The 23,233-nt window shown below is 68.4% G+C and carries 14 protein-coding genes and 1 tRNA gene; 6 read left to right on the top strand and 9 right to left on the bottom strand.

What is annotated here, in order from left to right; genetic code table 11:
- The first annotated feature begins 38 nt into the window (after nt 1-38).
- Together NS4_RS11015 and NS4_RS11010 are read left to right on the top strand one after the other, a co-directional pair.
- Nucleotides 39-121, top strand: a tRNA-Leu gene (locus NS4_RS11015).
- A gap of 216 nt (nt 122-337) precedes the next feature.
- Nucleotides 338-1,105, top strand: coding sequence for an SDR family NAD(P)-dependent oxidoreductase (locus tag NS4_RS11010; RefSeq protein ID WP_063059430.1), 768 nt, complete (start codon nt 338-340; stop codon nt 1,103-1,105).
- An 835-nt stretch (nt 1,106-1,940) separates the two neighbouring features.
- On the opposite strand, the gene NS4_RS11005 is transcribed toward NS4_RS11010, so the two are convergent.
- Entirely contained in the window at nt 1,941-2,930 is a 990-nt protein-coding gene (locus NS4_RS11005; RefSeq protein ID WP_063059429.1) for a stage II sporulation protein M, read from the bottom strand.
- 173 nt (nt 2,931-3,103) lie between these two features.
- Here NS4_RS11005 and NS4_RS11000 point away from each other — a divergent pair, with 173 nt between their 5' ends.
- Entirely contained in the window at nt 3,104-3,904 is an 801-nt protein-coding gene (locus tag NS4_RS11000; RefSeq protein WP_063059428.1) for an RDD family protein, read from the top strand.
- 17 nt (nt 3,905-3,921) lie between these two features.
- On the opposite strand, the gene NS4_RS10995 is transcribed toward NS4_RS11000, so the two are convergent.
- From NS4_RS10995 to NS4_RS10975, 5 genes are all read right to left on the bottom strand, one after another.
- Entirely contained in the window at nt 3,922-5,217 is a 1,296-nt protein-coding gene (locus tag NS4_RS10995; protein ID WP_063059427.1) for a DUF58 domain-containing protein, read from the bottom strand.
- A gap of 3 nt (nt 5,218-5,220) precedes the next feature.
- Entirely contained in the window at nt 5,221-6,225 is a 1,005-nt protein-coding gene (locus NS4_RS10990) for an AAA family ATPase (RefSeq protein WP_084487109.1), read from the bottom strand.
- Nucleotides 6,222-7,256, bottom strand: coding sequence for a DUF4129 domain-containing protein (locus tag NS4_RS10985; protein WP_063059426.1), 1,035 nt, complete (start codon nt 7,254-7,256; stop codon nt 6,222-6,224). Before NS4_RS10985 ends, NS4_RS10990 begins: the two co-directional genes overlap by 4 nt.
- On the bottom strand, nt 7,253-8,161 hold the full coding sequence (locus NS4_RS10980) for a hypothetical protein (protein ID WP_063059425.1): 909 nt from the start codon (nt 8,159-8,161) through the stop codon (nt 7,253-7,255). Before NS4_RS10980 ends, NS4_RS10985 begins: the two co-directional genes overlap by 4 nt.
- Before the next feature lie 116 nt (nt 8,162-8,277).
- Complete coding sequence (locus NS4_RS10975) at nt 8,278-9,951, bottom strand: DUF4407 domain-containing protein (protein ID WP_245665279.1); 1,674 nt, start codon at nt 9,949-9,951, stop codon at nt 8,278-8,280.
- Between the two features lie 914 nt (nt 9,952-10,865).
- On the opposite strand from NS4_RS10975, the gene gltB reads away from it, so the two are divergent.
- The 3 genes from gltB to NS4_RS10960 all read left to right on the top strand — a co-directional run bounded on the left by gltB (nt 10,866) and on the right by NS4_RS10960 (nt 18,392).
- Entirely contained in the window at nt 10,866-15,518 is a 4,653-nt protein-coding gene (gene gltB / locus NS4_RS10970; protein WP_063059423.1) for a glutamate synthase large subunit, read from the top strand.
- A 119-nt stretch (nt 15,519-15,637) separates the two neighbouring features.
- On the top strand, nt 15,638-17,107 hold the full coding sequence (locus NS4_RS10965) for a glutamate synthase subunit beta (protein ID WP_063059422.1): 1,470 nt from the start codon (nt 15,638-15,640) through the stop codon (nt 17,105-17,107).
- Between the two features lie 385 nt (nt 17,108-17,492).
- Complete coding sequence (locus NS4_RS10960; RefSeq protein WP_063059421.1) at nt 17,493-18,392, top strand: cutinase family protein; 900 nt, start codon at nt 17,493-17,495, stop codon at nt 18,390-18,392.
- On the opposite strand, the gene NS4_RS10955 is transcribed toward NS4_RS10960, so the two are convergent.
- The 3 genes from NS4_RS10955 to lysX all read right to left on the bottom strand — a co-directional run bounded on the left by NS4_RS10955 (nt 18,393) and on the right by lysX (nt 23,043).
- Entirely contained in the window at nt 18,393-19,004 is a 612-nt protein-coding gene (locus NS4_RS10955; protein ID WP_063059420.1) for a histidine phosphatase family protein, read from the bottom strand.
- A 147-nt stretch (nt 19,005-19,151) separates the two neighbouring features.
- Nucleotides 19,152-19,592, bottom strand: coding sequence for a hypothetical protein (locus NS4_RS32870; protein WP_176579721.1), 441 nt, complete (start codon nt 19,590-19,592; stop codon nt 19,152-19,154).
- Nucleotides 19,593-19,707: 115 nt separating this feature from the next.
- Nucleotides 19,708-23,043: a bifunctional lysylphosphatidylglycerol synthetase/lysine--tRNA ligase LysX gene (lysX, locus tag NS4_RS10945; RefSeq protein ID WP_084487108.1), complete on the bottom strand. Its 3,336-nt coding sequence runs from the start codon at nt 23,041-23,043 to the stop codon at nt 19,708-19,710.
- Nucleotides 23,044-23,233 lie beyond the last annotated feature (190 nt).

Genomic DNA, 23,233 nt, shown 5'->3' with positions numbered 1-23,233 from the left:
CTCGTGGACATCTCCGTGCTAGTGTCTGACCGTCGCTCGGGCGAGTGGCGGAATGGCAGACGCGCTGGCTTCAGGTGCCAGTGTCCTTCGGGACGTGGGGGTTCAAGTCCCCCTTCGCCCACCGAGAAGAAGCCGTGGATCCTCCGGGTCCACGGCTTCTTTCTTTTCTGCTGTCCAGGCGGCGGCCGGTCCGGCACGATGGTCTGCTACATCGGTGTGTCCTTGGTCATGATCGGCCGGCCGCGGTTCGTAGATCATCTAGAACGTGTTGCAGAAACATGCCGGAAAATCCGCCGAACCCGTTGACTCGCGATTCGAACCTGTTCTAATTCATGCCATGCGGAGATATGAAGGCCGTCGAGTAGTGGTGACAGGTGCGGGATCGGGGATCGGCCAGGGCGTGGCCCTGCGGCTGCTGGACGAGGGAGCGCAGCTCGTCGCCGCCGATATCAACGAGCCCGGTCTGGCGGCCACAGTGGAGAAGGCCGGCGACGCGGCCGACCGGCTCGGCACTGTGGTGGTGGACATCGCGGATATCGAGTCGGTGCGTGCGGCCGGCGAGACCGCGCTGGGAACCCTCGGCGGGTTGGACGTGCTGGTCAACTGCGCGGGGATTCTGAAACCGGCCCGCACGCACGAGATGCCGCTCGACGAGTGGAACCGGATCATCACCGTCAATCTCACGGGTACGTTCCTGGTGACCCAGGCGCTGCTGCCTGCCCTGCTGGAGTCCGGCCGGGGCGTGGTGATCAATCTGTCCTCGACATCGGCCTTCCAGTCGGCCCCTTATCTGGCCGCCTATGCCGCCTCCAAGGGCGGTGTGGCCTCGTTCACCCACGCGATAGGTTTGGAGTACGCGAAGCAGGGGCTGCGAGCGGTCAATATCGTTCCCGCCGGAATCATGAGCGGGATCACCACCGAATCCATCACCGAGCAGCCGGAGGGCGCGGACTGGTCCCTCTTCGCCCGGCTGACCGGTTGGCTGAACGGTGGTGCGCTGGGGAGCCCGGAGGATATCGCCGGGGTGGTGGCAATGGTCGGTTCCGATGACGGCCGCTACATCACCGGCACCGAGATCCGGGTCGACGGCGGCGCCCTCATGTGATCTCACGATGTTCCGAGGCCGCAACGGTGCTCGCGCCACTCGCGATCGCCGCTGCGGCCTCCTTCGTTTCGCGGCCCCGCCGAGACCGCGCCGGAAGAGTGTTCCGGCAGGTCGCGGCGGGGCCGCTGCGTTGGTCGCCCCGGCCGCGAACAGCGCGACGTACTCGCGGTATGCCTGAATGAGACCAAGGTCACACCAGAACTTTTCGATTGCGGCGGCGCTGCTGAGGGTTACCTCACCAGTCCGGTCCCGTGACCCAGTTCACGTCCCGGAATCGTCTTGGTTAACTACCGCGAGGTGTTTACCGGGCCGCCGTACGGGGGGTGCGGCGGGTTTGCGCGGGTTAAACAAACTCTAGGTATTTTTCGTTCCCTCCACCCGGCCGGCAACCGTGTTATCGGCGCGCGAACGCGCAGGTCGGCGTGGGGGCGGTCGAGTTAACGGCTGTTCGGGGGAACTGCGTGGCGAACCGGTTTGCCGTTATCCGTAACCATGGTTACGGATATGTCCGTGACCAGTAAAAACCAAATGTACTTGCAAATGAAAGCACCAATGTAAGCCCGCCACCGCCTGCTGGATGTTAGCTGAACGAGGGCCGAGTCGGGGGTGTCTGAATGTTTGCCGGACTGCGACACGTACCTGTGACCTCAGCCGCAACGGGTTGCGTAGGGGTAACGATTGTGTAGAGTCGACGGTAACGCTGGCCGCAGCTAGAGCGGCGACTCGCTGCGGCCAGCGGAATTCAAATGGGGGAATCCACGCAGGTCATTCGCTTCGCGTTGCTGCGATCACACAAAACGCCATCAATCGCTGTGTGCTCGAGGTTGTCTACCCGTTATCGCGAAAGTTGCGCTATCGCTACTTCTGCCTTCTTCGTCCCGGCGGGCCGGCCGGCGCGGCTGCCGGCGATGAAGATGTAGGCGAGAAAGGCTGTCTCGGCGGCCAGCCCGATGGTGATCCGAGTCGGCGTGGGCAGTGCGCTGGGGGTCACGAATCCCTCCAGAAGTCCGGCTACCAGCAAGGTCGGCACCAAGCCGAGGGCGATTGCGGCGGTGACGCGGCCCTGGCGGGCGACCGCTTCTGCCCGGCGCAGGCGGCCCGGATCGATCAGCGTCCAGCCCAGTTTCAGCCCCGCGCCACCCGCGATGAAAATGGCTGTCAGCTCCAACATTCCGTGCGGCAGCAGGAATCCGAAGAACGAATCCAGCCGGCCGGCCTCGGCCATCAACCCGGCCGAAATGCCGATATTCAGGGCGTTCATGAACAGTAGGTACAGTACGGGCACGATCAGCACGCCCAGGAAAAGGGCCAGCGCCGATACCCACGCATTATTGGTCCAGACCAATGCGGCGAACGCGTCGTTGGAATGCTCGGTGTAATAGGTCTCGAAAGCGCCACCGGGAGCAGTCAGGGCGCCGGTGTCGCCCCGCAGACCGAGGGTTTCCCGAGCCGACGGATCGTTCGCGATCCAGGTGGCGAACCCGGTGGACACACCCAGGAAAACCACGGCGACGGCGAGCCACCAACCCAGCGCCCGATACACCGCGCCCGGGAAACCGTGGGTGAGGAACCGGACGATCTCGGTCCAGGTGTTCGGTGCGCTGCCGACGATCCGGCCGCGGGCCCGGGCGAGCACTGCGCCGAGACCTGCCACCAGTTCCGGTTCGGGACTATGGGTCTGCAACCGGGCCAACTGCTGCGAGGTACGCCGGTACAACAGCACCAGTTCGTCGGTTTCGGCCCCGGTGAGGGCGCGTTTACGCGACAACATGTCCAGCCGGATCCACAGGTGCCGGTTCCTCGCGCTGTATGCGTCCACGTCCATGGGTTCGCCTCCCGCTCCCGCCTGTACCGCCGTCGGCTCCCCGCCGGTACCCGCCGAGGACTGCGCACAACGGCAGCACGGCCCCTACTCGGCGAACCGATGGCGACGGCTGTCCTTCCCGGGGCACCGACCCCGGGCCGCAAACCGGTCGCCGTGGAAGAATGCTATGCGATATGGCCGAATTCACGACGGGCGAAGCCGTGGCGATCGAACTGCCGGTCGCCCGGGTCCCCACCCGCGCGGCGGCATTCGTACTCGACCTTATCCTGCAGGCCGTGCTCGGGATCGCGTTGTTCACCGGCGTGCTGCTGCTGGTCCGCGGCGACGACGCCGACCCGTGGTTCACCACTTTGACCCTGGTTTCCCTGGTGACCGTGCTCGTCGGCTATCCGGTCGCGTTCGAGACCCTGTTACGCGGCGCCACCCCGGGAAAACTGGCACTCGGGTTGCGGGTGGTCCGTGCCGACGGCGGCCCCATCGATTTCCGGCACGCACTCACCCGGGGCCTCACCGGCGCCATCGTGGATTTCTGGATGCTCGGGCTCTTCGGTGTGATCGCGGTGGTGAGTTCGATGTGCTCACCGCACGCACGCCGGGTGGGCGATGTACTCGCGGGCACCGTGGTGGTGCACATGCGGCAGCGGCTGTCGGTACCCGCGCTGGCCGTCCCGCCGGTCCGGCTGACCGGCTGGTCGGCCGAACTCGACCTCGCGGCCCTGCCCGAGGATCTGGCCCTGGCCGTGCGGCAGTACCTGACCCGCATCAACTCGCTGACCCCGGCAGCGCAATACGAACTCGGTCACGCACTCGTCCACGCGGTGTGCGCCCGGCTACGGATCGCCCCACCGGCCGGGTACCCGCCGGTGCAGGTTCTCGGCAGCGTGATCGCCGAGCGCCAGCGTCGCGCACTACCGGCGCTCTCACCACCGGCGGCTTTCGCTTCGGCGCCCGTGTCGTTGCCTCCCGTGCGCTGAGGTCGACGTTGCCGGGGTCAGAGAGCCCCGCAGCGTTTGAGTTCCAGGTACTCGTCGGCGAGGGCAGCGGGCAGATCGGCTCCGGACGCCGCGACCACCGCGATCCCCATCCGGCGCAGCGATTCCTGCAGTATCGCGTGCTCGGCGATCCGCGACTCGGCGGCGGCTGCCCGGTACAGCGCCGGCAGGCTGCCGCGGTCGGCGGCCGCGGCGGCGATTTCGGGATCGGTGACGGACACGATCAGAACGCGATGCCGTTGGGCCAGGACGGGAAGCACCGGAATCAGGTTCTCGGTGACCGCCGCACCGTCGAGACCGGTGAACCAGACGATCAGGCTGCGCCGCCGGGCCCGCTGGACAGCGGCCCGGACCAGCCCGTCGGTGTCGGTGTCGACCAGGGCGGGAACGACACCCGCCAGGGCATGCATGAGCTTGGGCTGGATGCCGCGGCCGACACCGGTGGGCACCTCGGCGCGCACCGCCCGGTCGTAGGCGAGCAGACCGACCATATCGCCGCCGGCCGCGGCCAGACCGCCCAGCAGAAGGGCCGCCTCGATCGACATCTCCAAACGAGTACCCGTACCTACCCGTCCCGCGCTGGTCCGGCCGGTGTCCAGCAGCATGAGCACCTGCCGGTTGCGTTCCGGGCGCCAGGTGCGGACGAGTACATCGGTGGCTCGCGCGGTGGCTCGCCAGTCGATGGTGCGGACATCGTCGCCCGGTACGTATTCGCGGAAGGAGTCGAACTCGGTGCCCTGGCCGCGCACATCGGCCAGATTGCGGCCTTCCAGATGGTGCAGCCGTTTCACCTTGGCGGCGAGGAGCCGTTCGCTGCGGAACGGGGGCAAGGCGCGAACCCGGGCCGGGACCTCGCGGTGGAATTGGTACCCGGCCAAACCCAGCGGCCCCCACAGGCGCAGCGTCACCGGGCCGGCGGCGCGATCGCCGCGCCGGGCGGGAGCGAGGGTGGTACGCAGCCGGATCCGGCCGGACGCGGGGACGGTGATCCGGTGTTCGCGCTCGGTGGCGCGGGCACTGTCGGGCCAGTCGTCCCAGAGCAGACCCCGCACTGTCCGGGATCCGGTATTGGTCAGTGTCAGCTCGACCTCGGTGCGCGCGCCCAGCCGCAGCACCGACAACTCGGGCCGGTGCAGCGTGACATCTGCGCTCCGCGCGGCCAGTGAGCGGTCGGTCACTGCGAGCGCGAGAATCAGCGCACTGGCCACCAGGACCGTGACCCACGAAGGAGCCGGCAGCACGACCGCCGGTGCCGCGGCGGCCGCGACGACGACCAGCCGGCCGGTGACGATCACGGCCTACACCGGAACCGGGATCGACAGCAGCAGCGAAGTCATCACCTGTTCGCTGGTGACTCCATCCAGTTCGGCTTCGGGACGCAGTTGCAGCCGGTGTCGCAGAGCCGCCACGGCAACGGTTTTCACATCGTCGGGCGTGACGAATCCCCGGCCGTTCAGCCAGGCCAGTGCCCGTGCCGCGGACATGAGCGCGGTCGCGCCGCGGGTGGACGCGCCGTGCTGGACCGCCGCCGCGGTCCGGGTGGCGCGGCACAGATCGACGATATAGGCGAGAACTTCCGGACGGATCGTGATTCCGGCGATCGCCGAGCGGGCGGCGGCGATATGTGCCGGCCCGGCCACCGGCCGTAAGCCGGCCGCGGTGAGGTCGCGGGGGTCGAAACCGTCTGCGTGCCGCTGCAGAACGCGGAACTCGTCGTCCCGGCCGGGGAGATGGATATCGACCTTGAACAGGAAGCGGTCCAGTTGTGCCTCGGGCAGCGGGTAGGTGCCCTCCTGCTCGATGGGATTCTGGGTGGCGACCACGACGAAGGGGTCCGGCAGCGGCCGGGGCGCACCATCGACCGAGACCTGGCGCTCCTCCATGGATTCCAGCAGTGCCGACTGGGTTTTCGGTGGGGTGCGGTTGATCTCGTCGGCCAGGAGCAGGTTGGTGAACACCGGACCGTCGCGGAAGGTGAATTCGGCCGAGTGCGGATCGTAGATCTGTGATCCGGTGACATCGGCCGGCATCAGGTCCGGGGTGAACTGGACTCGGGCGTGCTGTAGGTCCAGGGCGGTGGCCAGTGCTCGGACCAGCAGGGTCTTCGCCACCCCGGGGACACCTTCCAGCAGTACGTGCCCGCGGCACAGCAGCGCCAGCACCAGGTACATGACGGCGTTGTCGTTACCCACCACCGCCTTGCCGATCTCGGTCCGCAGCGCCGCGAAGGCGGCGGCCGCCTCGGCGGGGCCGGGTGCCATGACTGCTCCCGAGTCGGCCTTACCGGTGTCAATGCTGGTCATCGGACCTCCGCTTCGATCCATTCGAGTTGCGCGGCAACGAGTTGCAAGGCCGATGCGTCGGGCACCGGCCCGTACAGGGCCGACCCGACGAGGGCCGGGTCGGCACCGATCCGCGCGGCGACGGCCGCCGTCAGTTCTTCCGGGGATGTCCCGGTGCCGAGCGCTCGGCGGAGTCTGCGCTCGGTCGCGGCGCGCAACACTCCCGCGATATGCGCGTGATCACCGGAGCGGCGGTAGAGCCCCGCCTGTCCGGCCAGCAGTTCATCGGCGGCGACCTCCACCGGCCGCGGTTCACCGACCACCGTGCCCCGGCGCCGCGCCCGCCACCAGACCAGCAGGGCGGCGGCGATCAGGAACTGCAGTCCGCCGTAGGCCAGCCAGCCGGGGGTTCGCCCGAAAAGGGAGTCGTCGCCGGTCGGCCGGGGCAGGTCCGGGTCGTAGTCGCCGCTCGGCGGGTCTATCGGAGGCGGGTCGATCGGCGGCGCGTCCGGGGCGCGCGGTGCGCTGGGCCCGGAGCAGCCCTGCAGGACCGCGTACAGGACCAGTAGGAGCAGGACCAGCGCGGCGAGGCCGGCCCAGAACCGGGGGTGGCGCAGTATCGCGGGCCACTCTCCCGAGCCTGGTCGCCACCACGATCCGCGGCGGGCGGGTTCGATATCGATCGGTTCGGCCGCCGGGGGCGGCGCCGCCGCGGAGAACCGGTCGGCCTGCGTCAGGCGGCGGTACTCCTCTTCATCCGCTCGGCGGCCGCCGTAGACGACCTCGTCGAACGACCTGGCCGCGGACGGAAGCTCACCGAAGTCCTCCGCGGACAGGCTCGCCGCCGCTTCGTGCGAGGTTTCGCGGGCGGTGCGCGATCGGCGCACCTCGAGCAGGCCGCGCTGTTCCAGCCCACGCAGCACCGCCCGGAAGCGTTCGCGCAGCGCGGTATCGAAGTCACCGCGGGCGGCCGCGTGGTCGGCGGCGGCCGAATGGACCGCGGCGGCATCCAGCCGGGGCGGCTCCGGGACGGTCCGGGACGGCTCGGTCACCGGCTACCTCCGCCGGGGATCCGGATATCGGCGCCCTCGCGCCGGCAGCGCAGATCCAGGTAACCGACCACCCGGGCGCTGGACTCCACGATCTCGGTGAAGGCCGCCGACAGCAGACCGGCGACGGTGACCAGTACCAGGAACGCCCACCGGTGGGTGCCCGAGATATCACCGGCGAAGAGTATGAGACCCAGCAGCGGTGCCACGAGCAGTGTGAAGAGCAGACGCTGACAGATCCAGAGACCGGCCAGGCGGGCGCGTAGGTTCGCGACCAGTGCGCCCGACCGTGACAGCGCCGCACGGGCGCCGGCACCCTCGGCGAACAGCACCGGCACGGCCACGAGATGACGCGCGCGCAGCCAGGCCAGCCAGAGCAGGCAGCAGGGGTAGGCGACCACGAACCAGAGCAGGCTGCCGAGGAAGGTGAACGGGAAGAGCACGGCGCTGATACCGAGGACCGCGATCCCGATCGCGGTGAACGAGAGCTGGGTGAGCAGCAGCGGGCCCAGCCGCCCGGCGGTGCGGCGCAGACTTTCCCGCAGCCCGATCGGCCGCAGGTCGGCCCGGGCCAGGCCGGTGCCGACCGTGACACCGCGCAGGACCAGCCGGATGACCCAGGCGCTACCGAGTGTCGCGAACAGCGCGGCGAGGGCGGTCCCCGTATCGGAGCCGTCGGTCAGATGCGAGATCAACCCGATCGACCCGGCCACCATGAGTTCTCCGGCCACCAGCAGCACCGCGGCACCTTTCGCCAGCGTCCGGATATCGGCCTGCAGGAGCGCGAACGGCGCGTCGAGCAGTTCCCGGAAACTCAGCGGGCGGATCGGAACCGTCGCTACCTGGGCTCGGCCTTCCGGATATGTTCCCGCCCCGACGGAACCGGCCGTATCAGCGGCAGGCTGCACGCGGCCGAGTCTAATGGGCGCCGGTTCGGTCCGCGCCGGTCCGGAGCGAAGGTGGCGATATGCCCGCCGGTGCGGTGGGTCGCGGCGCGCGGGCGGGCATCCGGCCCGCGCGGTGGTCAGCTGCCGGGGGGTAGTTCGCGAGGCGCGGCGATCTCGCGTTCACCACCGGCGGGCAGCGCGGCGGTGGTCCCCGGCTCGAGATGGGTCGTGGCGGAAACGATGGCCTCCGAGCCCAGGGTGATATCGGCGTCCACCGCGCCGCCACGGCGGCCGGCCCGACGGTCATCGACGATGCGCGAATCCTCGATACCGCTGTCCACGCTGACCTTTCGTGCCCGGCGCAGAGTAAAGGTGATCTCCTCGGCCTCGGTGAGTACCTGGCGAGCGGTGCGCAGCGGCCGACTCGCGGTATCGACGGCGGTGTCGATGGCCGAGCTGACGAAATCCGGGACCAGCGGGCCGATCCAGCGGGCGACGGTATCGGTGAACGGGACGGTGCCGATGATCGGGAGTTCCAGACCCGCCGGCTGCCGGCCCGCGATCTCCTTGCCCAGCGGGACCGGTAGGTCCGGCCGATCGCTTCCCGGCAGCGCAGCGTTGTTCCCGGCCGCCGCCGGCAGGGCGGGGTCGGGGTCGCGCTCGGTGACGCCGATCTCCAGTCCACCGAGCGCGGCGATGATCCGGGTGCGCTGGCGTTCCCGGTCGATGGTGGTATCGGCCTCGGCCGCGAGTTCGGCCGCGGTGAGCTGCTGTTCGAGTCGGACGGCGGCGGTATCGGCCCGGACCCGGGCCTGTTTCTCGGCGATCGCCGCATCGGCGGCGCGTTCGGCGCGGTCGCGTACGGTGTCGGCGGCCCGGCGCCGCTCCTGTGCGGTCTCACCGCGCCACCAGCGCAGGATCAGCGGCAGCAGCGCCAGGAGCGCGAAGAGCAGCCAGGTCAGCGCCCGTAGTCCCAGGGCGCTCAGCGCGCCGACGGTGTATTCGTGTGCCGCCGACCACCGCGCACCGAACCCGCGGTCCCCCTCGGCGGCCGCCAGCTGCGCGTCGCGCAGGGCCAGGCGGGCATCGGATACGCGCTGGTCGAGCGGGGCTACGCGGTTCTGCGCGGCGGTCAGCGCGGTGCGGGCATCGTCGAGCATCGCGTTGGCGGTTTGCGCCTCCGGTCCCCGGCCGGGGACCCCGGTGATCTTGGTCTGCGGACACTGCGGGGTCGGGTTGAACTCGCACCGGGCGATGATCAGGGCGTTGTCGATCTCCGCGGCGGCCGCGGCGATGGTCGCGTCCAGCGCGGTTCGGTCGGCGACCGCGCGATCCAGCTCGTCCTGGGCGGTACGGACGGTGGGGGCCGTGGCGGCCGCGGTCGCGGCACGCTCGTCGAGTAACCGGTCCACGGTGCCGCCGAACAGCACGGTCACCGCCATCTCGGCCACCACGACACCGGCCACCAGCGCGGTACCCACCCGCGTGGCGATGGCCGCGACATTGAGGGTCCCGGCGGGTAGATCGGGGCGGGCAGTGGGCTCGGCCCCGGCCAGTGCCCGGCCGAGCAGGCCCGCGAGGACTCCGGCCACCAGGGCGATGGCGGCGACCGCGCCAGGTGGTTGATCGGCGGCGCTCATGGCGGAAGCGGTGACCGCGCCGGTGACGAAGGCGAACAGCGCCACCCCTACCCCGGTGACGGTATAGCCCGTGCGCTCGTATCCCTCGGCGGTTTCGGCGGGCTGCCCGCCGCCGAGCCGGATGAACATGCCGGTGACGCTCATGGGGCCCATATCCTCTGCAGCTGTCATCGATTCGTTGTCTCAGCGTGACAGGCACGTGCCTGTCCATCGACCCTTGACGATCGGGTGTGGGGATCTTCACAAGGGTGTCGCGCAGCATACGGTGGCCGCTGTGCGAGCCGTGTCCGGGCCTTGCCGCAGACCTCCCCGAAACCCGCGCTCCCACAACGGAAGCGATGCGCGCCCGGGCCGGAAAAGTGTGTTGTAAACCACTCGAATGGTGGTTTGCTGATCATGTGCTGTGGGTGTCGAAGGCAAAAACAGGCCGAACGGTCGGATCATGTTCTGTGCTCGTCACGAGGCTGTCACGAACATCTCACCGGGGTGCGCAACAGTTAGCCGCAGGCCGATGGGTTTGCCTTCCGCGGCTGCCGGGAATTCATCTTCGATGCAGGTGAGCGTGGGTTCGGTAGATACGGCGCGGTATCGGGAAAGGCTCGCAACCGCTGAATCGCTGCTGTTCGGAGGGCCGATCCGGGATCGATTCACCCCCGAAAGCTGCTTTACACTAGAAAACGCGCATACGTGGAGGAACGAATGAAGAAGCCCAGCTAGATCCGCTTCTTAGGGCAACCTTGGTTGGTTGGGTCCCGGACCTGGCTTATCGTTTGCTCTTACGCCGCACATACCCGTGTCCGGCCGAAGAGCACGCTCGGGCGACCACCGACCAGGCCAGCCTAGTGGGCGAAATCCCGCTCCCGGGTTCCGAACGCGTAAGCGTTTCGTTACCGGCGGGTACCTGCGCACAGCGACAGGTGGAAAAACTTCAGACGTGACTGCACGCCGAACACCATCAGCGCGGCTGGTGTCGGCCAACGTACGAACGCAGTCCAAGCAGGGAGCGTTCGACAGTACCGGCGTTCGACAGGGCGTTCTCGCAAAGGCCGCACCACGTCGAGGTCGACTTTCTCGAAGGCAGAGGCATGACGCAACTACCTGGCCACAGGTCCCCCGGACCCATCGGGCTCTACGACCCGGCGAACGAACACGACGCCTGCGGTGTCGCCTTCGTCGGTGATATGCACGGCCGCCGCAGCCGTGACATCGTCGACAAGGCTATTACGGCCCTGTTGAATCTGGAGCACCGCGGTGCCGCGGGCGCCGAGCCGAACTCCGGCGACGGCGCGGGCATCCTCATCCAGGTACCGGACCGGTTCTTCCGGGCAGTCGTCGACTTCGACCTGCCGCCGGAGGGCTCCTACGCCACCGGTATCGCCTTCCTGCCGCAGGCCCGCCGCGAGGCCGCGCGCGCCTGTTACGGCGTGGAGAAGATCGTCAAGGAAGAGGGCCTGACGGTCCTGGGCTGGCGCGAGGTACCGATCGACGAGTCGTCGCTCGGCGCGCTGTCGCGTGATGCCATGCCACTGTTCCGGCAGGTGTTCATCGGTTCGCCCGCCGATTCGGCCGAGCCGCTGTCCGGGATGGATCTCGAACGGCGCGCCTACGTGGTACGCAAGCGGGTAGAGCACGAGCTCGGTCGCGCGGGCGCCGGTGAAGGCGCGGTGGGCAGGGAGTCGGTGTACTTCCCGAGCCTGTCCGGCCAGACCTTCGTCTACAAGGGCATGTTCACCACCCCGCAGCTGCGGGCCTTCTACCTGGACCTGCAGGACGACCGGGTGGAAAGCGCCCTGGGCATCGTGCACTCCCGGTTCTCCACCAACACTTTCCCGTCCTGGCCCCTGGCCCACCCGTTCCGCCGGGTGGCCCACAACGGTGAGATCAACACCGTCGCCGGCAACGAGAACTGGATGCGGGCGCGTGAGGCGCTGCTGCGTTCAGACATCTTCGGCAAGGATTCGGCCGGTAAGAACCGGCTGGACAAGATCTTCCCCGTCTGTACCCCGGGGGCCAGCGATACCGCGCGCTTCGACGAGGTCCTGGAACTGCTGCATCTCGGCGGCCGCAGCCTGCCGCACGCGGTGCTGATGATGATTCCCGAGGCCTGGGAACGCAACGAGAACATGGACCCGGAGCGCCGGGCGTTCTACGAGTACCACTCGATGCTGATGGAGCCGTGGGACGGCCCCGCATCGGTGTGCTTCACCGACGGCACCGTCATCGGCGCCGTCCTGGACCGCAACGGCCTGCGTCCGAGCCGGGTCTGGGTCACCGACGACGGTCTGGTGGTCATGGCCTCCGAGGTCGGTGTCCTCGATATCGACCAGTCCAAGGTCGTCCGCAAGATCCGCCTGCAGCCCGGCCGCATGTTCCTGGTGGACACCGCCCAGGGCCGGATCGTCGGTGACGACGAGATCAAGGCGCAGCTGGCCGCCGAACACCCCTACCGGGAATGGCTCGACGAGGGCATCAAGCACCTGTCCGATCTCCCGGACCGGCCGCATATCCACATGTCGCACGATCGCGTGCTGATCCGCCAGCAGATCTTCGGGTACACCACCGAGGAACTGAGCCTGCTGATCTCGCCGATGGCCAGGACCGGCGCCGAAGCGCTGGGTTCGATGGGTACCGACACTCCGATCGCGGTGCTGTCGGCGCGCCCGCGGCTGCTGTTCGACTACTTCTCCCAGCAGTTCGCGCAGGTCACCAACCCGCCGCTGGACGCCATCCGCGAAGAGGTCGTCACCAGCCTGCGCCGCCATATCGGCCCGGAGTCCGATCTGCTGCACCCGAGCCCGGAGTCCTGCCGGCAGATCGTGATCCAGCAGCCGATCATCGACAACGACGAACTGGCGAAGCTGGTCCACATCAACGACGACGGCAGCCAGCCCGGTCTGCGCTCGGTGGTCGTACGCGGCCTGTACGAGGTCGCGGCCGGAGGCGTCGGTCTGCGCCGGGCGCTGGACGCGATCAACACCCAGGTCTCGGCCGCCATCGACGGTGGCGCCCGGATCATCGTGCTGTCCGATCGCGAATCCAACGAGAAGCTGGCGCCGATCCCGTCGCTGCTGCTCACCGCGTCGGTGCACCACCACCTGGTCCGGGAACGCACCCGCACCATGGTCGGTCTGGTGGTCGAGGCCGGTGACGCCCGCGAGGTGCACCATATGGCGACGCTGGTCGGTTTCGGCGCCGCCGCGATCAACCCCTACATGGCCTTCGAGTCGATCGAGGACATGCTCGAGCGGGGCGCCCTGGAGATTCCCGGCAGCACCGGCGACCTGACCGCCGATTACCGCAAGGCCGTCGCGAACTACAACAAGGCCGCCAGCAAGGGCGTGCTGAAGGTGATGTCCAAGATGGGCATCTCCACCGTCGCCTCCTACAACGGCGCGCAGCTGTTCCAGGTGATCGGTCTGGCGCAGGATCTGGTCGACGAGTACTTCACCGGTCTGCGCTCGCACCTGGGCGGGATCGGCCTGGACGAGATCGCCACCGATGTGGCGACCCGGCACGCGGTCGCCTTCCTGGAGAACCGCAACGAGCGTGCGCACCGCGAGCTCGAGGTGGGCGGGGAGTACCAGTGGCGGCGTGAGGGCGAATACCACCTCTTCAACCCGGATACCGTCTTCAAACTGCAGCACGCCACCCGCAGCGGTCAGTACTCGATCTTCAAGGAGTACACCAAGCTGGTCGACGACCAGTCCGAGCGGCTGGCCTCGTTGCGCGGTCTGTTCAAGTTCAAGAAGGGCGCGCGCTCCCCGATTCCGATCGAAGAGGTCGAGCCCGCCAGCGAGATCGTGAAGCGTTTCTCCACCGGCGCCATGAGCTACGGCTCCATCTCGGCGGAGGCGCACGAAACCCTGGCCATCGCGATGAACCGCCTCGGTGGCCGCTCCAACTCCGGTGAGGGCGGCGAATCGCCGGCCCGGTTCGAACCGGAGGACAACGGCGACTGGCGGCGCAGTGCGATCAAGCAGGTGGCCTCGGGCCGCTTCGGCGTGACCGCGCACTACCTGACCAACTGCACCGATATCCAGATCAAGATGGCCCAGGGCGCCAAGCCCGGCGAGGGCGGCCAGCTGCCCGCGCACAAGGTGTACCCGTGGGTCGCCGAGGTCCGCCACTCCACCCCGGGTGTCGGCCTGATCTCGCCGCCGCCGCATCACGACATCTACTCGATCGAGGATCTGGCGCAGCTCATCCACGACCTGAAGAACGCGAATCCGCAGGCGCGGATCCACGTGAAGCTGGTCGCCGAGCCCGGCGTCGGCACGGTCGCGGCGGGTGTCTCCAAGGCGCACGCCGACGTGGTACTCATCTCCGGCCACGACGGCGGGACCGGCGCCTCCCCGCTGACCTCGCTCAAGCACGCCGGTGGTCCATGGGAGCTCGGCCTGGCCGAGACCCAGCAGACCCTGCTGCTCAACGGTCTGCGTGACCGGATCGTGGTGCAGGTCGACGGCCAGATGAAGACCGGCCGTGACGTGATGATCGCGGCCCTGCTGGGCGCCGAGGAATACGGTTTCGCGACCGCGCCGCTCGTGGTCTCGGGCTGCATCATGATGCGGGTCTGCCATCTCGACACCTGCCCGGTCGGTGTGGCCACCCAGAATCCGGTGCTGCGGGAACGCTTCACCGGTAAGGCCGAGTTCGTCGTGAACTTCTTCATGTACATCGCCGAGGAAGTCCGGGAACTGCTGGCGGAGCTGGGTTTCCGCACGCTGGACGAGGCCATCGGCCGGGTCGATCTGCTCGACACCGCCAAGGCCAAGCGGCACTGGAAGGCGAGCAAACTGGATCTGTCGCCCATCCTCGACGATGTCGAGACGGCGTTCATGTTCCAGGACCGCCGCCGGACCAAGGAGCAGGACCACGGCCTGGACAAGGCGCTGGACAATGAGCTCATCGCGCAGAGCCGCGACGCGCTCGAGTTCGGCAAGCCGGTCCGGATCGATACCAAGATCACGAACGTGAACCGCACGGTCGGCACCATGCTCGGTCACGAGGTGACCAAGCTCTACGGCGGCGCCGGTCTGCCCGACGACACCATCGATATCACCCTCACCGGATCGGCCGGCAACAGCTTCGGCGCGTTCGTCCCGGCCGGTATCACCCTGCGGGTGCAGGGCGACGCGAACGACTATGTCGGCAAGGGTCTTTCGGGTGGCCACCTGGTGGTCCGCCCGGCGCCCAACGCCCCGGCCGATTTCCGGGCCGAGGACAACATCATCGCCGGCAACGTCATCCTGTTCGGCGCGACCAGCGGCCAGGCGTTCATCAGCGGTGTGGTCGGCGAACGGTTCGCCGTGCGCAATTCCGGTGCCACCGCGGTGGTCGAGGGCGTCGGTGACCACGCCTGCGAGTACATGACCGGTGGCCGGGTCGTCATCCTCGGCGATACCGGGCGCAACTTCGGTGCCGGTATGTCCGGTGGCCTGGCATTCGTCTACGACCCCGACGGCACCTTCCCCGGCCGGCTCAACCCGGAACAGGCCGAAGCCGTCGAACCGCTGTCCGGTGACGATTTCACCTGGCTGCGCGACATCATCGGCCGGCACCGCGAGCAGACCGGCTCGGCGGTGGCCGAACGGATCCTGGGCGATTGGTCGCAGCAGGTCAACCACTTTGTAAAGGTCATGCCGCGCGAGTACAAGAAGGTACTGCTCGCCATCTCCGAGGCCGAGAAGAGCGGTAAGGACGTCGACGAGGCGATCATGGAGGCCGCTCGTGGCTAGTAAGAACATCAAGCAGGCGGCGTCGATGAGGCGCTGTGACTATTCGAGGCCGCTCGTGGCCGGTAAGAACATTCCGCAGGTGGCGTCGATGAGGCGCTGTGACTATTCGGGGGCCGCTCGTGGGTGACACCCAAGGATTTCTGAAGCACACGTCCCGTGAGCTACCCGCCCGCCGTCCGGTGCCGCTGCGCCTGATGGACTGGAAAGAGGTCTACCAGGAGGGTTTTCCGCACGAGACCCTGCAGCGGCAGGCCAGCCGCTGTATGGACTGCGGTATCCCGTTCTGCCACAACGGCTGCCCGCTGGGGAACCTGATTCCCGAGTGGAACGACCTGGTCTACAAGGACCGTTGGCGCGAGGGTATCGACCGGCTGCACGCGACCAACAACTTCCCGGAGTTCACCGGGCGGCTGTGCCCGGCGCCGTGTGAGGCGTCCTGTGTGCTCGGGATCAACCAGGATCCGGTGACCATCAAGCAGGTCGAGGTCGAGATCATCGAGAACGCCTTCGACGAGGGCTGGGTCGCGCCGGTCTACCCGACCCGGCTCACCGGTAAGAAGGTCGCGGTCGTGGGGTCCGGCCCCGCGGGCCTGGCCGCGGCGCAGCAGCTCACCCGTGCCGGTCACACCGTGACCGTATTCGAGCGGGCCGACCGCATCGGCGGTCTGATGCGGTACGGCATCCCGGAATTCAAGATGGAGAAGCGTTTCATCGACCGCCGCCTGGCCCAGATGGAGGCCGAGGGCACCATCTTCAAGCCCGGCGTCAATGTCGGTATCGATATCACCGCCGACGAGCTGCGCGAGCGGTTCGACGCGGTGGTCCTCGCCGGTGGCGCCACCCAGGCGCGTGACCTACCCATCCCGGGCCGGGAACTCGACGGAATCCACCAGGCCATGGAATTCCTGCCGTGGGCCAACCGGGTCCAGCAGGGTGACCCGGTGACCGACGACAAGGGTCTGCCGCCGATTCACGCGCACGGTAAGAAGGTCGTCATCATCGGCGGCGGTGACACCGGCGCCGACTGCCTGGGCACTTCACACCGGCAGGGCGCGGCCAGCGTGCACCAGTTCGAGATCATGCCGCGACCGCCGGAGGAGCGGGCCGGATCCACTCCGTGGCCGACCTACCCGCTCATGTACCGGGTGTCCTCGGCACACGAAGAGGGTGGCGAGCGGGTGTTCTCCGTGAACACCGAACGTTTCGTCGGCGCGGACGGCAAGGTCACCGGGCTCGAGGCGCACGAGGTCAAGATGGCCAACGGCCGGTTCGAGAAGGTGGAGGGAACCGATTTCACCCTCGAGGCGGATCTGGTGCTGCTGGCCATGGGCTTCGTCGGCCCCGACAAGCCGGGTCTGCTCACCGATCTCGGGGTGGGCTATGACCAGCGCGGCAATGTCCAGCGGGACAAGAACTGGGCCACCAACATTCCCGGTGTCTTCGTGGCCGGCGATATGGGCCGCGGTCAGTCCCTGATCGTCTGGGCGATCGCCGAGGGCCGCGCCGCCGCGTCCGCGGTGGACCGGTACCTGGAGGGTGAGACGGCGTTGCCCGCGCCGATCCCGCCCACCGCTGTCGCCCAGCGCTGATCTCGGCGCGGCGGTCCCGGACCGCTGAGCCGGGGAGGCTGCGGCACAAATGAATACGTTACGGCGCGGTGTTACCGGTTTTCTCCGGGGACACCGCGCCGACGTATTTCGGGCGGGGGCCGAATTCGGCACGCAGCCTTTCCGGTGAAATCCGGGCGATCGCTCGTCTCCGGTGGTCGGCCCGGGCTGGGCTGGCGATACCAAGATCGTCGCTCTATTGTTATCTGCGGTGTGTCCCGGTACGAGATCGTGATCCGATCGTGTAATTGTGACGCGTGGTTGTTGTTCACCTGTTACACACGTCGGTGTCATCGGCCGGGTTCAGCATCTTGGCGATGGCTTAACGGGAGCGTCCCGATCAGGGGCCAGGGTTGACTGGAGCAGAATGCAGTTCAAAAGGGTTGCCGCGGCGCTGAGTGCCTGTGCGGCGGTTGCGTCGGGATTGGTTTTCGGGGGATCGGTGGCCTCGGCCGACCCCGGATGCCCGAGTCTGTATGTAGTGGCGATTCCCGGGACCTGGGAAACCGGCCACGACAAGCGCCCGACGCCGGGCATGCTCGCCCGGGTGACCAACGGCCTACCGTCCTCGGCGAAGGTCGACTATGTCACCTACGCGGCAACCGCTTTTCCGTGGGAAGGCGATATCTACGCCGACTCCAAGAACGAGGCCGTGACCAATGCGCGCGGCATGATCACGAATATGCTCCAGCGCTGTGGTGCCACCAAGATCGCGCTGGTGGGTTACAGCCAGGGCGCCGACGCCGCCGGTGATCTCGCCGCCGAGATCGGCACGGGCCTCGGCCCGATCCGGCCGGAGAGCATCGCGGGCGTCGGGCTGATCTCCGATCCGCGGCGGGCACCCGGTGATATCCAGGTCGGTCCGCCCGCGCCGGGCGCCGGTGCCGGCGGCCCCCGCGTCGGTGGGTTCGGCTGGGTCAGCGATCGTACCCGCACGGTATGCATCCCCGACGACCTCTACTGCGCCACCGCATCCGACGATTTCGTCACCCGGTTCGCCGGGTTCCTCGCGCAGAGTTCCGACGCGAACCCGGCCAATATCTGGCGTTACCAGCTGGAAGTCGGTGCCATCGTGAGCGATCTGCTCGCCAACGGCGGTCTGCCGACGCTGCAGGCCCAGCTGACCCGCAATGCCAACGAGAAGCGGGTCAAGGATCTCGACACCTTCTACCGGTCCGAGTCGCATGTCGCCTACGGCAGCTACAAGGTCGGTGGCGGCCAGACCGCGCTGTCCTGGATGCATAACTGGATCGCCGGAATGGCCTGATCAGCCGGAGATATTGCGGGGAAGCAATTCCCAGACGTGTCCGTTCTCGTTCACGGTCGCCGCGGTGCGGCGACCGGTACGGGAGAACAGGATCCGGGTGATCGAGCAGTAATCGATCGGGAAGGTCAGCGGCCGGGCCAGACCGAGAATGTCCTGCAGGGTCACGTTGATGACGCCGCCGTGCGCGAACACCACCACGGTGTCGGCGGCGGGGGTGGTGGAGGCGATCTCGGTGATCGCGTCGTGCACCCGGTGCCGGAAGGCATCGGCATCTATCTGCAGCGGCAGGTGCCCGGCCTTGATCCGGTCGTAGGTGTCGCGGAATTCGACCTTGGCGTCCTCGATCGGGATATAGGACGGCAGGTCGCGATCGTATTCGGCCAGATCGTCCATGATGTCGACGGCCAGGCCCAGCTTCGCGGCCGTCGGCGCGGCGGTTTCGCGGGCCCGGCGTTGCGGGCTGCTGATCACCCGGACGATTCGGTGGGGTTCCAGGGCGGCCGGTACCCGTTCGGCCTGCTCCACGCCGACGGGCGCCAGGCCGGGGTCGGCGGCCTGTCCGGCATTGTCGACCCGGAGCGGCTGGCCATGGCGAACGAGTATCAATTGCACGCATCCACTCTGCCGCATCGGTCCGGTGGACCGGCAGCGAGGTCGCGGAGCCGGTCGGCCGATCGATGTAATGCCCGGTGGTATCCGAAAACACAGGGGCCGGTTCGCCGTGATCACGGCGAACCGGCCCCTGTGTACGAGGTGGGCCTATTGCCCGGTGGGCGGGTACGGCGGCTGGCCGCCCTGCGGGGGATTGGGGTAGTTCGGGTCGGACGGATAGCCGCCCTGCTGCGGATAGCCGCCTTGCGAGGGATAGCCACCTTGCTGGGGGTAACCACCCTGCTGGGGGTAACCGCCCTGCTGCGGATAGCCGCCCTGCTGGGGGTAACCCTGCGGGGGCTGGCCGGGCTGAGGGAATTGACCCGAGGAGTTGTTGTCGTTCTTCTTCTTACGGGCCAGCAGAATGACGCCGACGATGATCGCCACCACGAGCACGCAGCAGATCAGGCCGAACAGGCCGAAGCCGCCGCCCTTGCCCTTGCTCCTCTTGCGGGCGCTCAGCTCGACCGCGGACGCCAGCGTATCGGTGTTGGCCCAAGCCGAATAGTCCACCTGGCCGGCGTGGGTGAGCAGGTCCACGTAACTCAAATCGAACCCCGTTCCGAAGGTAGGCCCCTCCTCCCGGGGCCGAAGTCACTACACCGTACTTCCCCGAGCAGCGGGGCGGAAACATTCCATCCGATCAGTACGGGGAAGCCCTCGATCATCGCGGCCGGACCAACGGGAACGGCTGGGTCTCCCGGAGCGCGCGCCCGGTCAGCAGCATGATCACCCGGTCCACGCCGAGACCCAGACCGCCGGTCGGTGGCATAGCGTGTTCCAGTGCGCACAGGAACTCCTCGTCGAGTTCCATGGCCGCCTGGCCGCCGTCTGCCGCGATACGGGACTGGGCGGCGAGCCGCCGCCGCTGCTCCACCGGGTCGGTGAGTTCGCTGCACCCGGATGCCAGTTCGATACCCCACGCCACGAGGTCCCAGCGTTCGGCCAGTACGGGCTCGCGGCGGGCCGAGCGGGCCAGCGGCGACACCGAGCTTGGAAAGTCGGTATAGAAGGTCGGTTCCCGGGTGGCCTCCACCACCAGTCTCTCGTAGAGGGCGTAGACCGTCCGGCCCTCGTCCCAGCCGGGTTGCGCGACGATATCGGCCTTCTCGCACAGTTCCCGCAGGTCCGGTAGGGCGGTCCGGGGAGTGATATCGACACCTACCTCCGCCGACAGCGCCTCGTATATCGACCGCACCCGCCACTCACCGGAGATGTCCACCGCGTGCAGTGAACCGTCCGGGGTCGGCCGCATGGCGATCATCGAATCATTGGCGGCCAGTGCGGCCTGCTGCACCAGCTGCCGGCACAGCGTCATCATGCGCCGGTGATCACTGTGCGCCTCGTAGGCCTCCAGCACGGTGTATTCGGGCAGATGGCGGGTATCGGCGCGGGTGTTGCGGAAGCCCGGTCCCAGTTCGAACAGTTTCTCGACACCGCCGACACACAACCGTTTCAGCGCCGGCTCCGGAGCGGCCCGCAGATGCAGATCGGTGTTGTCGGCATCGATACGGGTGCGCAGACTGCGGGCGGCCGCGCCGCCGGGGCTGTGCTGCAGCACCGGTGTGGTGACCTCCAGGAATCCGCAGTCGTGCAAGGCATCGCGCAGGGCCCGCAGCACCGCACTGCGCCGGGCCAGCAGCTCGCGCGCTTCCCGGTCGATCATCAGGTCCAGGTAGCCGCGCCGCATCCGGACCTCCGGGTCGCTGAGGCCGCGCCATTTGTCGGGTAACGGGTGCAGGCATTTGCCGAGCATCCGCCAATCCGCCACCAGCAGGGAAAGTTCCCCGCGCCGGCTGTATCCCAGCTGACCGCTGACCGACACCAGATCTCCCAGATCGACGAGTTCACCGAATTCGTCGAGGCGTTGCCGGCCGAGCCGGTCGCGGTCGAGCAGCAGCTGGATATCGCTGGTCCAGTCCCGGACCACGCCGAAGATCACGCCCCCGTAGTCACGTCGGCGCAGCAGTCGTCCCGAGACGCGGACCGTCGTACCGCGCGGTGTCCGGCGCGCGGCGGCGACCGTATGCGTCGGCGGGAACGGCAGAGGATAGGGGTCGACGTTCGCCGCGGCGAGCCGGTCCAGTTTCTCGAGCCGCACCCGCACCTGTTCGGGGCGGTGCGCGGCGATCGGCTCCGGCTCGATCTCCGTCGGCCCGGTATGCGCGCCGGCGCGTGCGGGAGCCGGATGTTCCGGCGCGCCACGGTGCCGGCCGGTATGCGTGAAGGCTGTGGATCTTCCGTCCGCCCGCGGCAGCAGACCTTCGGCGCGCGCCGCGGCGACGGCGATCCGTGCCAGGTCGCGCGAGGAGTCGCACAGCACGTAGCGGGGATCCCACCGCGGCTGGTACCGCATGCTCGCGCGGTGCAATTGGGCCAGCTGCCACCAGCGCGAGAACGCCAGCGGCAGGGTGTGGGCACCGCGCACGAATCCGGCCGCGGTGTGCAGCGCGGCAGGTCGCTTCCGGGAGGTCGCCGGAAGGTACTCACGCGCCGCCGCCTCGAACACCGACCTGAAGAGGGTGAAGCTCAGCGAAACCTGGTGGACACCGTGCTGTTCGGCGCGCAGCGCGAGTTCCGCGATCAGCAAATCGGTCGTCTCCGTGGCGCTGCCGGGCGCCCGGCGCAGCAATTCCAATGTGACGCCCGTCTTTCCCCAGGGCACCAGGGACAGCATTCCCAGCACCCGGTCGTCGGCGTCGACGGCTTCCACCAGCAGACAGTCGCCGTCGCGGCGGTCACCGAGGCGGCCCAGGGCAAGCGGGTACCCGCGTTCGGTCTCACTGTGGCGCCACTGTTCGGCGCGTACCGTGAGCCGGGCGAGTTCGGCGGTCCCGATATCGCGGTGCCGGCGGATCCGCACTGTCACACCCGCTTTGCGGAGCCGCGTCACCGACTGCCGGACCGGCGCGAGTTCCGGGACGGCCAGGGAGAAGCTGCGGGTGTCGAGAACGGCCTCCGCGCCGGCGGTCACCGCGGTGAGCCCGGCACGCTGGTAGACCGGAACGGCGGATTCGCTCGCTCCGATCACCGCGACCCGCCAGCCGAAATCACGGGCGTGGCGTCGCCAGGTCTCCACCGCCTGCGGCCAGCAGTCACGCGCGCCGATCGGGTCACCCAGCGCCAGGCAGACCCCGTACTCCACGCGATAGCCGATGGCGGCCCTGCCGTTCGGCGTGAAGATCACCGCCCGGTCCCGCCGGGTCGTGAAGTAGTCGAGCGAGCCGGAGGGGTCGGCTCCCGCCAGTAGTTCGCGCAGCGCCGACTCGTCGGTGTCGGTGAGCGCGTACTCCGTGCGCTGGGTGCGGTGCAGGACCAGGGCGCTCGCCGCGACCGCCAGGGCGCCGAAGAGCCCGACCAGGAACTGGGCCGGGAAAGGCGGTGCGTCGGAGGTTTCCGAGGAGCCGGGTATCAGGTGCACGGTGAGTGCGGCGATCACCCACAGCGCACGCTGCGCGACGGACGTCAGCGATCCGGGGAGCGTCTGGACCACGCCCCAACCGGTGACGGCCGCCATCAACAGGCCGGCGGCCAGGGCCGACGCGGCCGGGCGCAGCGCGCAGCGGCGGATTCGCGCGCCGAACTCCGCGCGGCTCGAGACCAGTACGGTCAGTACGGCCGAGTGGATGAGCGCGGCCACAGCGGCATTCCGGTCGTGGGCGCGCACGAGATCGGCCAGGTTCGCCGGGACCCAGCCCGCCAGGTAGAGCACCAGCGCCCACCAAGCCACCCGCTTGCGCCCGGCCAGTCCGATCGTCAGCAATCCGAGCAGTCCGGCCCACAGCAGGTTGGTATCGGGTGCGTACAGGTAGTAGCGGTCCAGGTAGCGACGGGCGCCGGCGAGCGCCGCCGACAGGTCCGGGGAGAGACTCCACAGCAGGCAGGCGACCGTGAGAACACCCGAGACCAGCGTGGCGATACGCGGTATCGCCGCGAACCGCCCGGGCGTGCCGGATGGGCCGGGTGGTGCGGGGTGTCGCGGTTCCTGCGTGGATATCACGGGTCCAGTCTGCCGCCAGGAATCACCGAATCATTGGTGTGGCCCGGCGTGTTAGTGGTATATCGGGCCGGAAACGCATGTATTTCCCTGTGCGCGGGCGCGGTTGGCCGATATGGAAAACCGGGTCCCGGGCGTGGCGCGCGAAATGGCCGTGAAATGCCGGAAATGTCTTGTTGTTACGCGTCCGGCA

The sequence above is a fragment of the Nocardia sienata NBRC 100364 genome (assembly GCF_001613205.1).
GTDB lineage: Bacteria > Actinomycetota > Actinomycetes > Mycobacteriales > Mycobacteriaceae > Nocardia > Nocardia sienata.
This window is presented reverse-complemented; position numbering and strand designations above follow the sequence as displayed.

Coding starts and splice junctions, on each gene's coding strand:
- gltB (WP_063059423.1), top strand. CDS start 10,866: ATGACGCAACTACCTGGCCACAGGTCCCCCGGACCCATCGGGCTCTAC.
- NS4_RS11005 (WP_063059429.1), bottom strand. CDS start 2,930: ATGGACGTGGACGCATACAGCGCGAGGAACCGGCACCTGTGGATCCGG.
- NS4_RS11010 (WP_063059430.1), top strand. CDS start 338: ATGCGGAGATATGAAGGCCGTCGAGTAGTGGTGACAGGTGCGGGATCG.
- NS4_RS10990 (WP_084487109.1), bottom strand. CDS start 6,225: ATGACCAGCATTGACACCGGTAAGGCCGACTCGGGAGCAGTCATGGCA.
- NS4_RS11000 (WP_063059428.1), top strand. CDS start 3,104: ATGGCCGAATTCACGACGGGCGAAGCCGTGGCGATCGAACTGCCGGTC.
- NS4_RS10975 (WP_245665279.1), bottom strand. CDS start 9,951: ATGACAGCTGCAGAGGATATGGGCCCCATGAGCGTCACCGGCATGTTC.
- NS4_RS10960 (WP_063059421.1), top strand. CDS start 17,493: ATGCAGTTCAAAAGGGTTGCCGCGGCGCTGAGTGCCTGTGCGGCGGTT.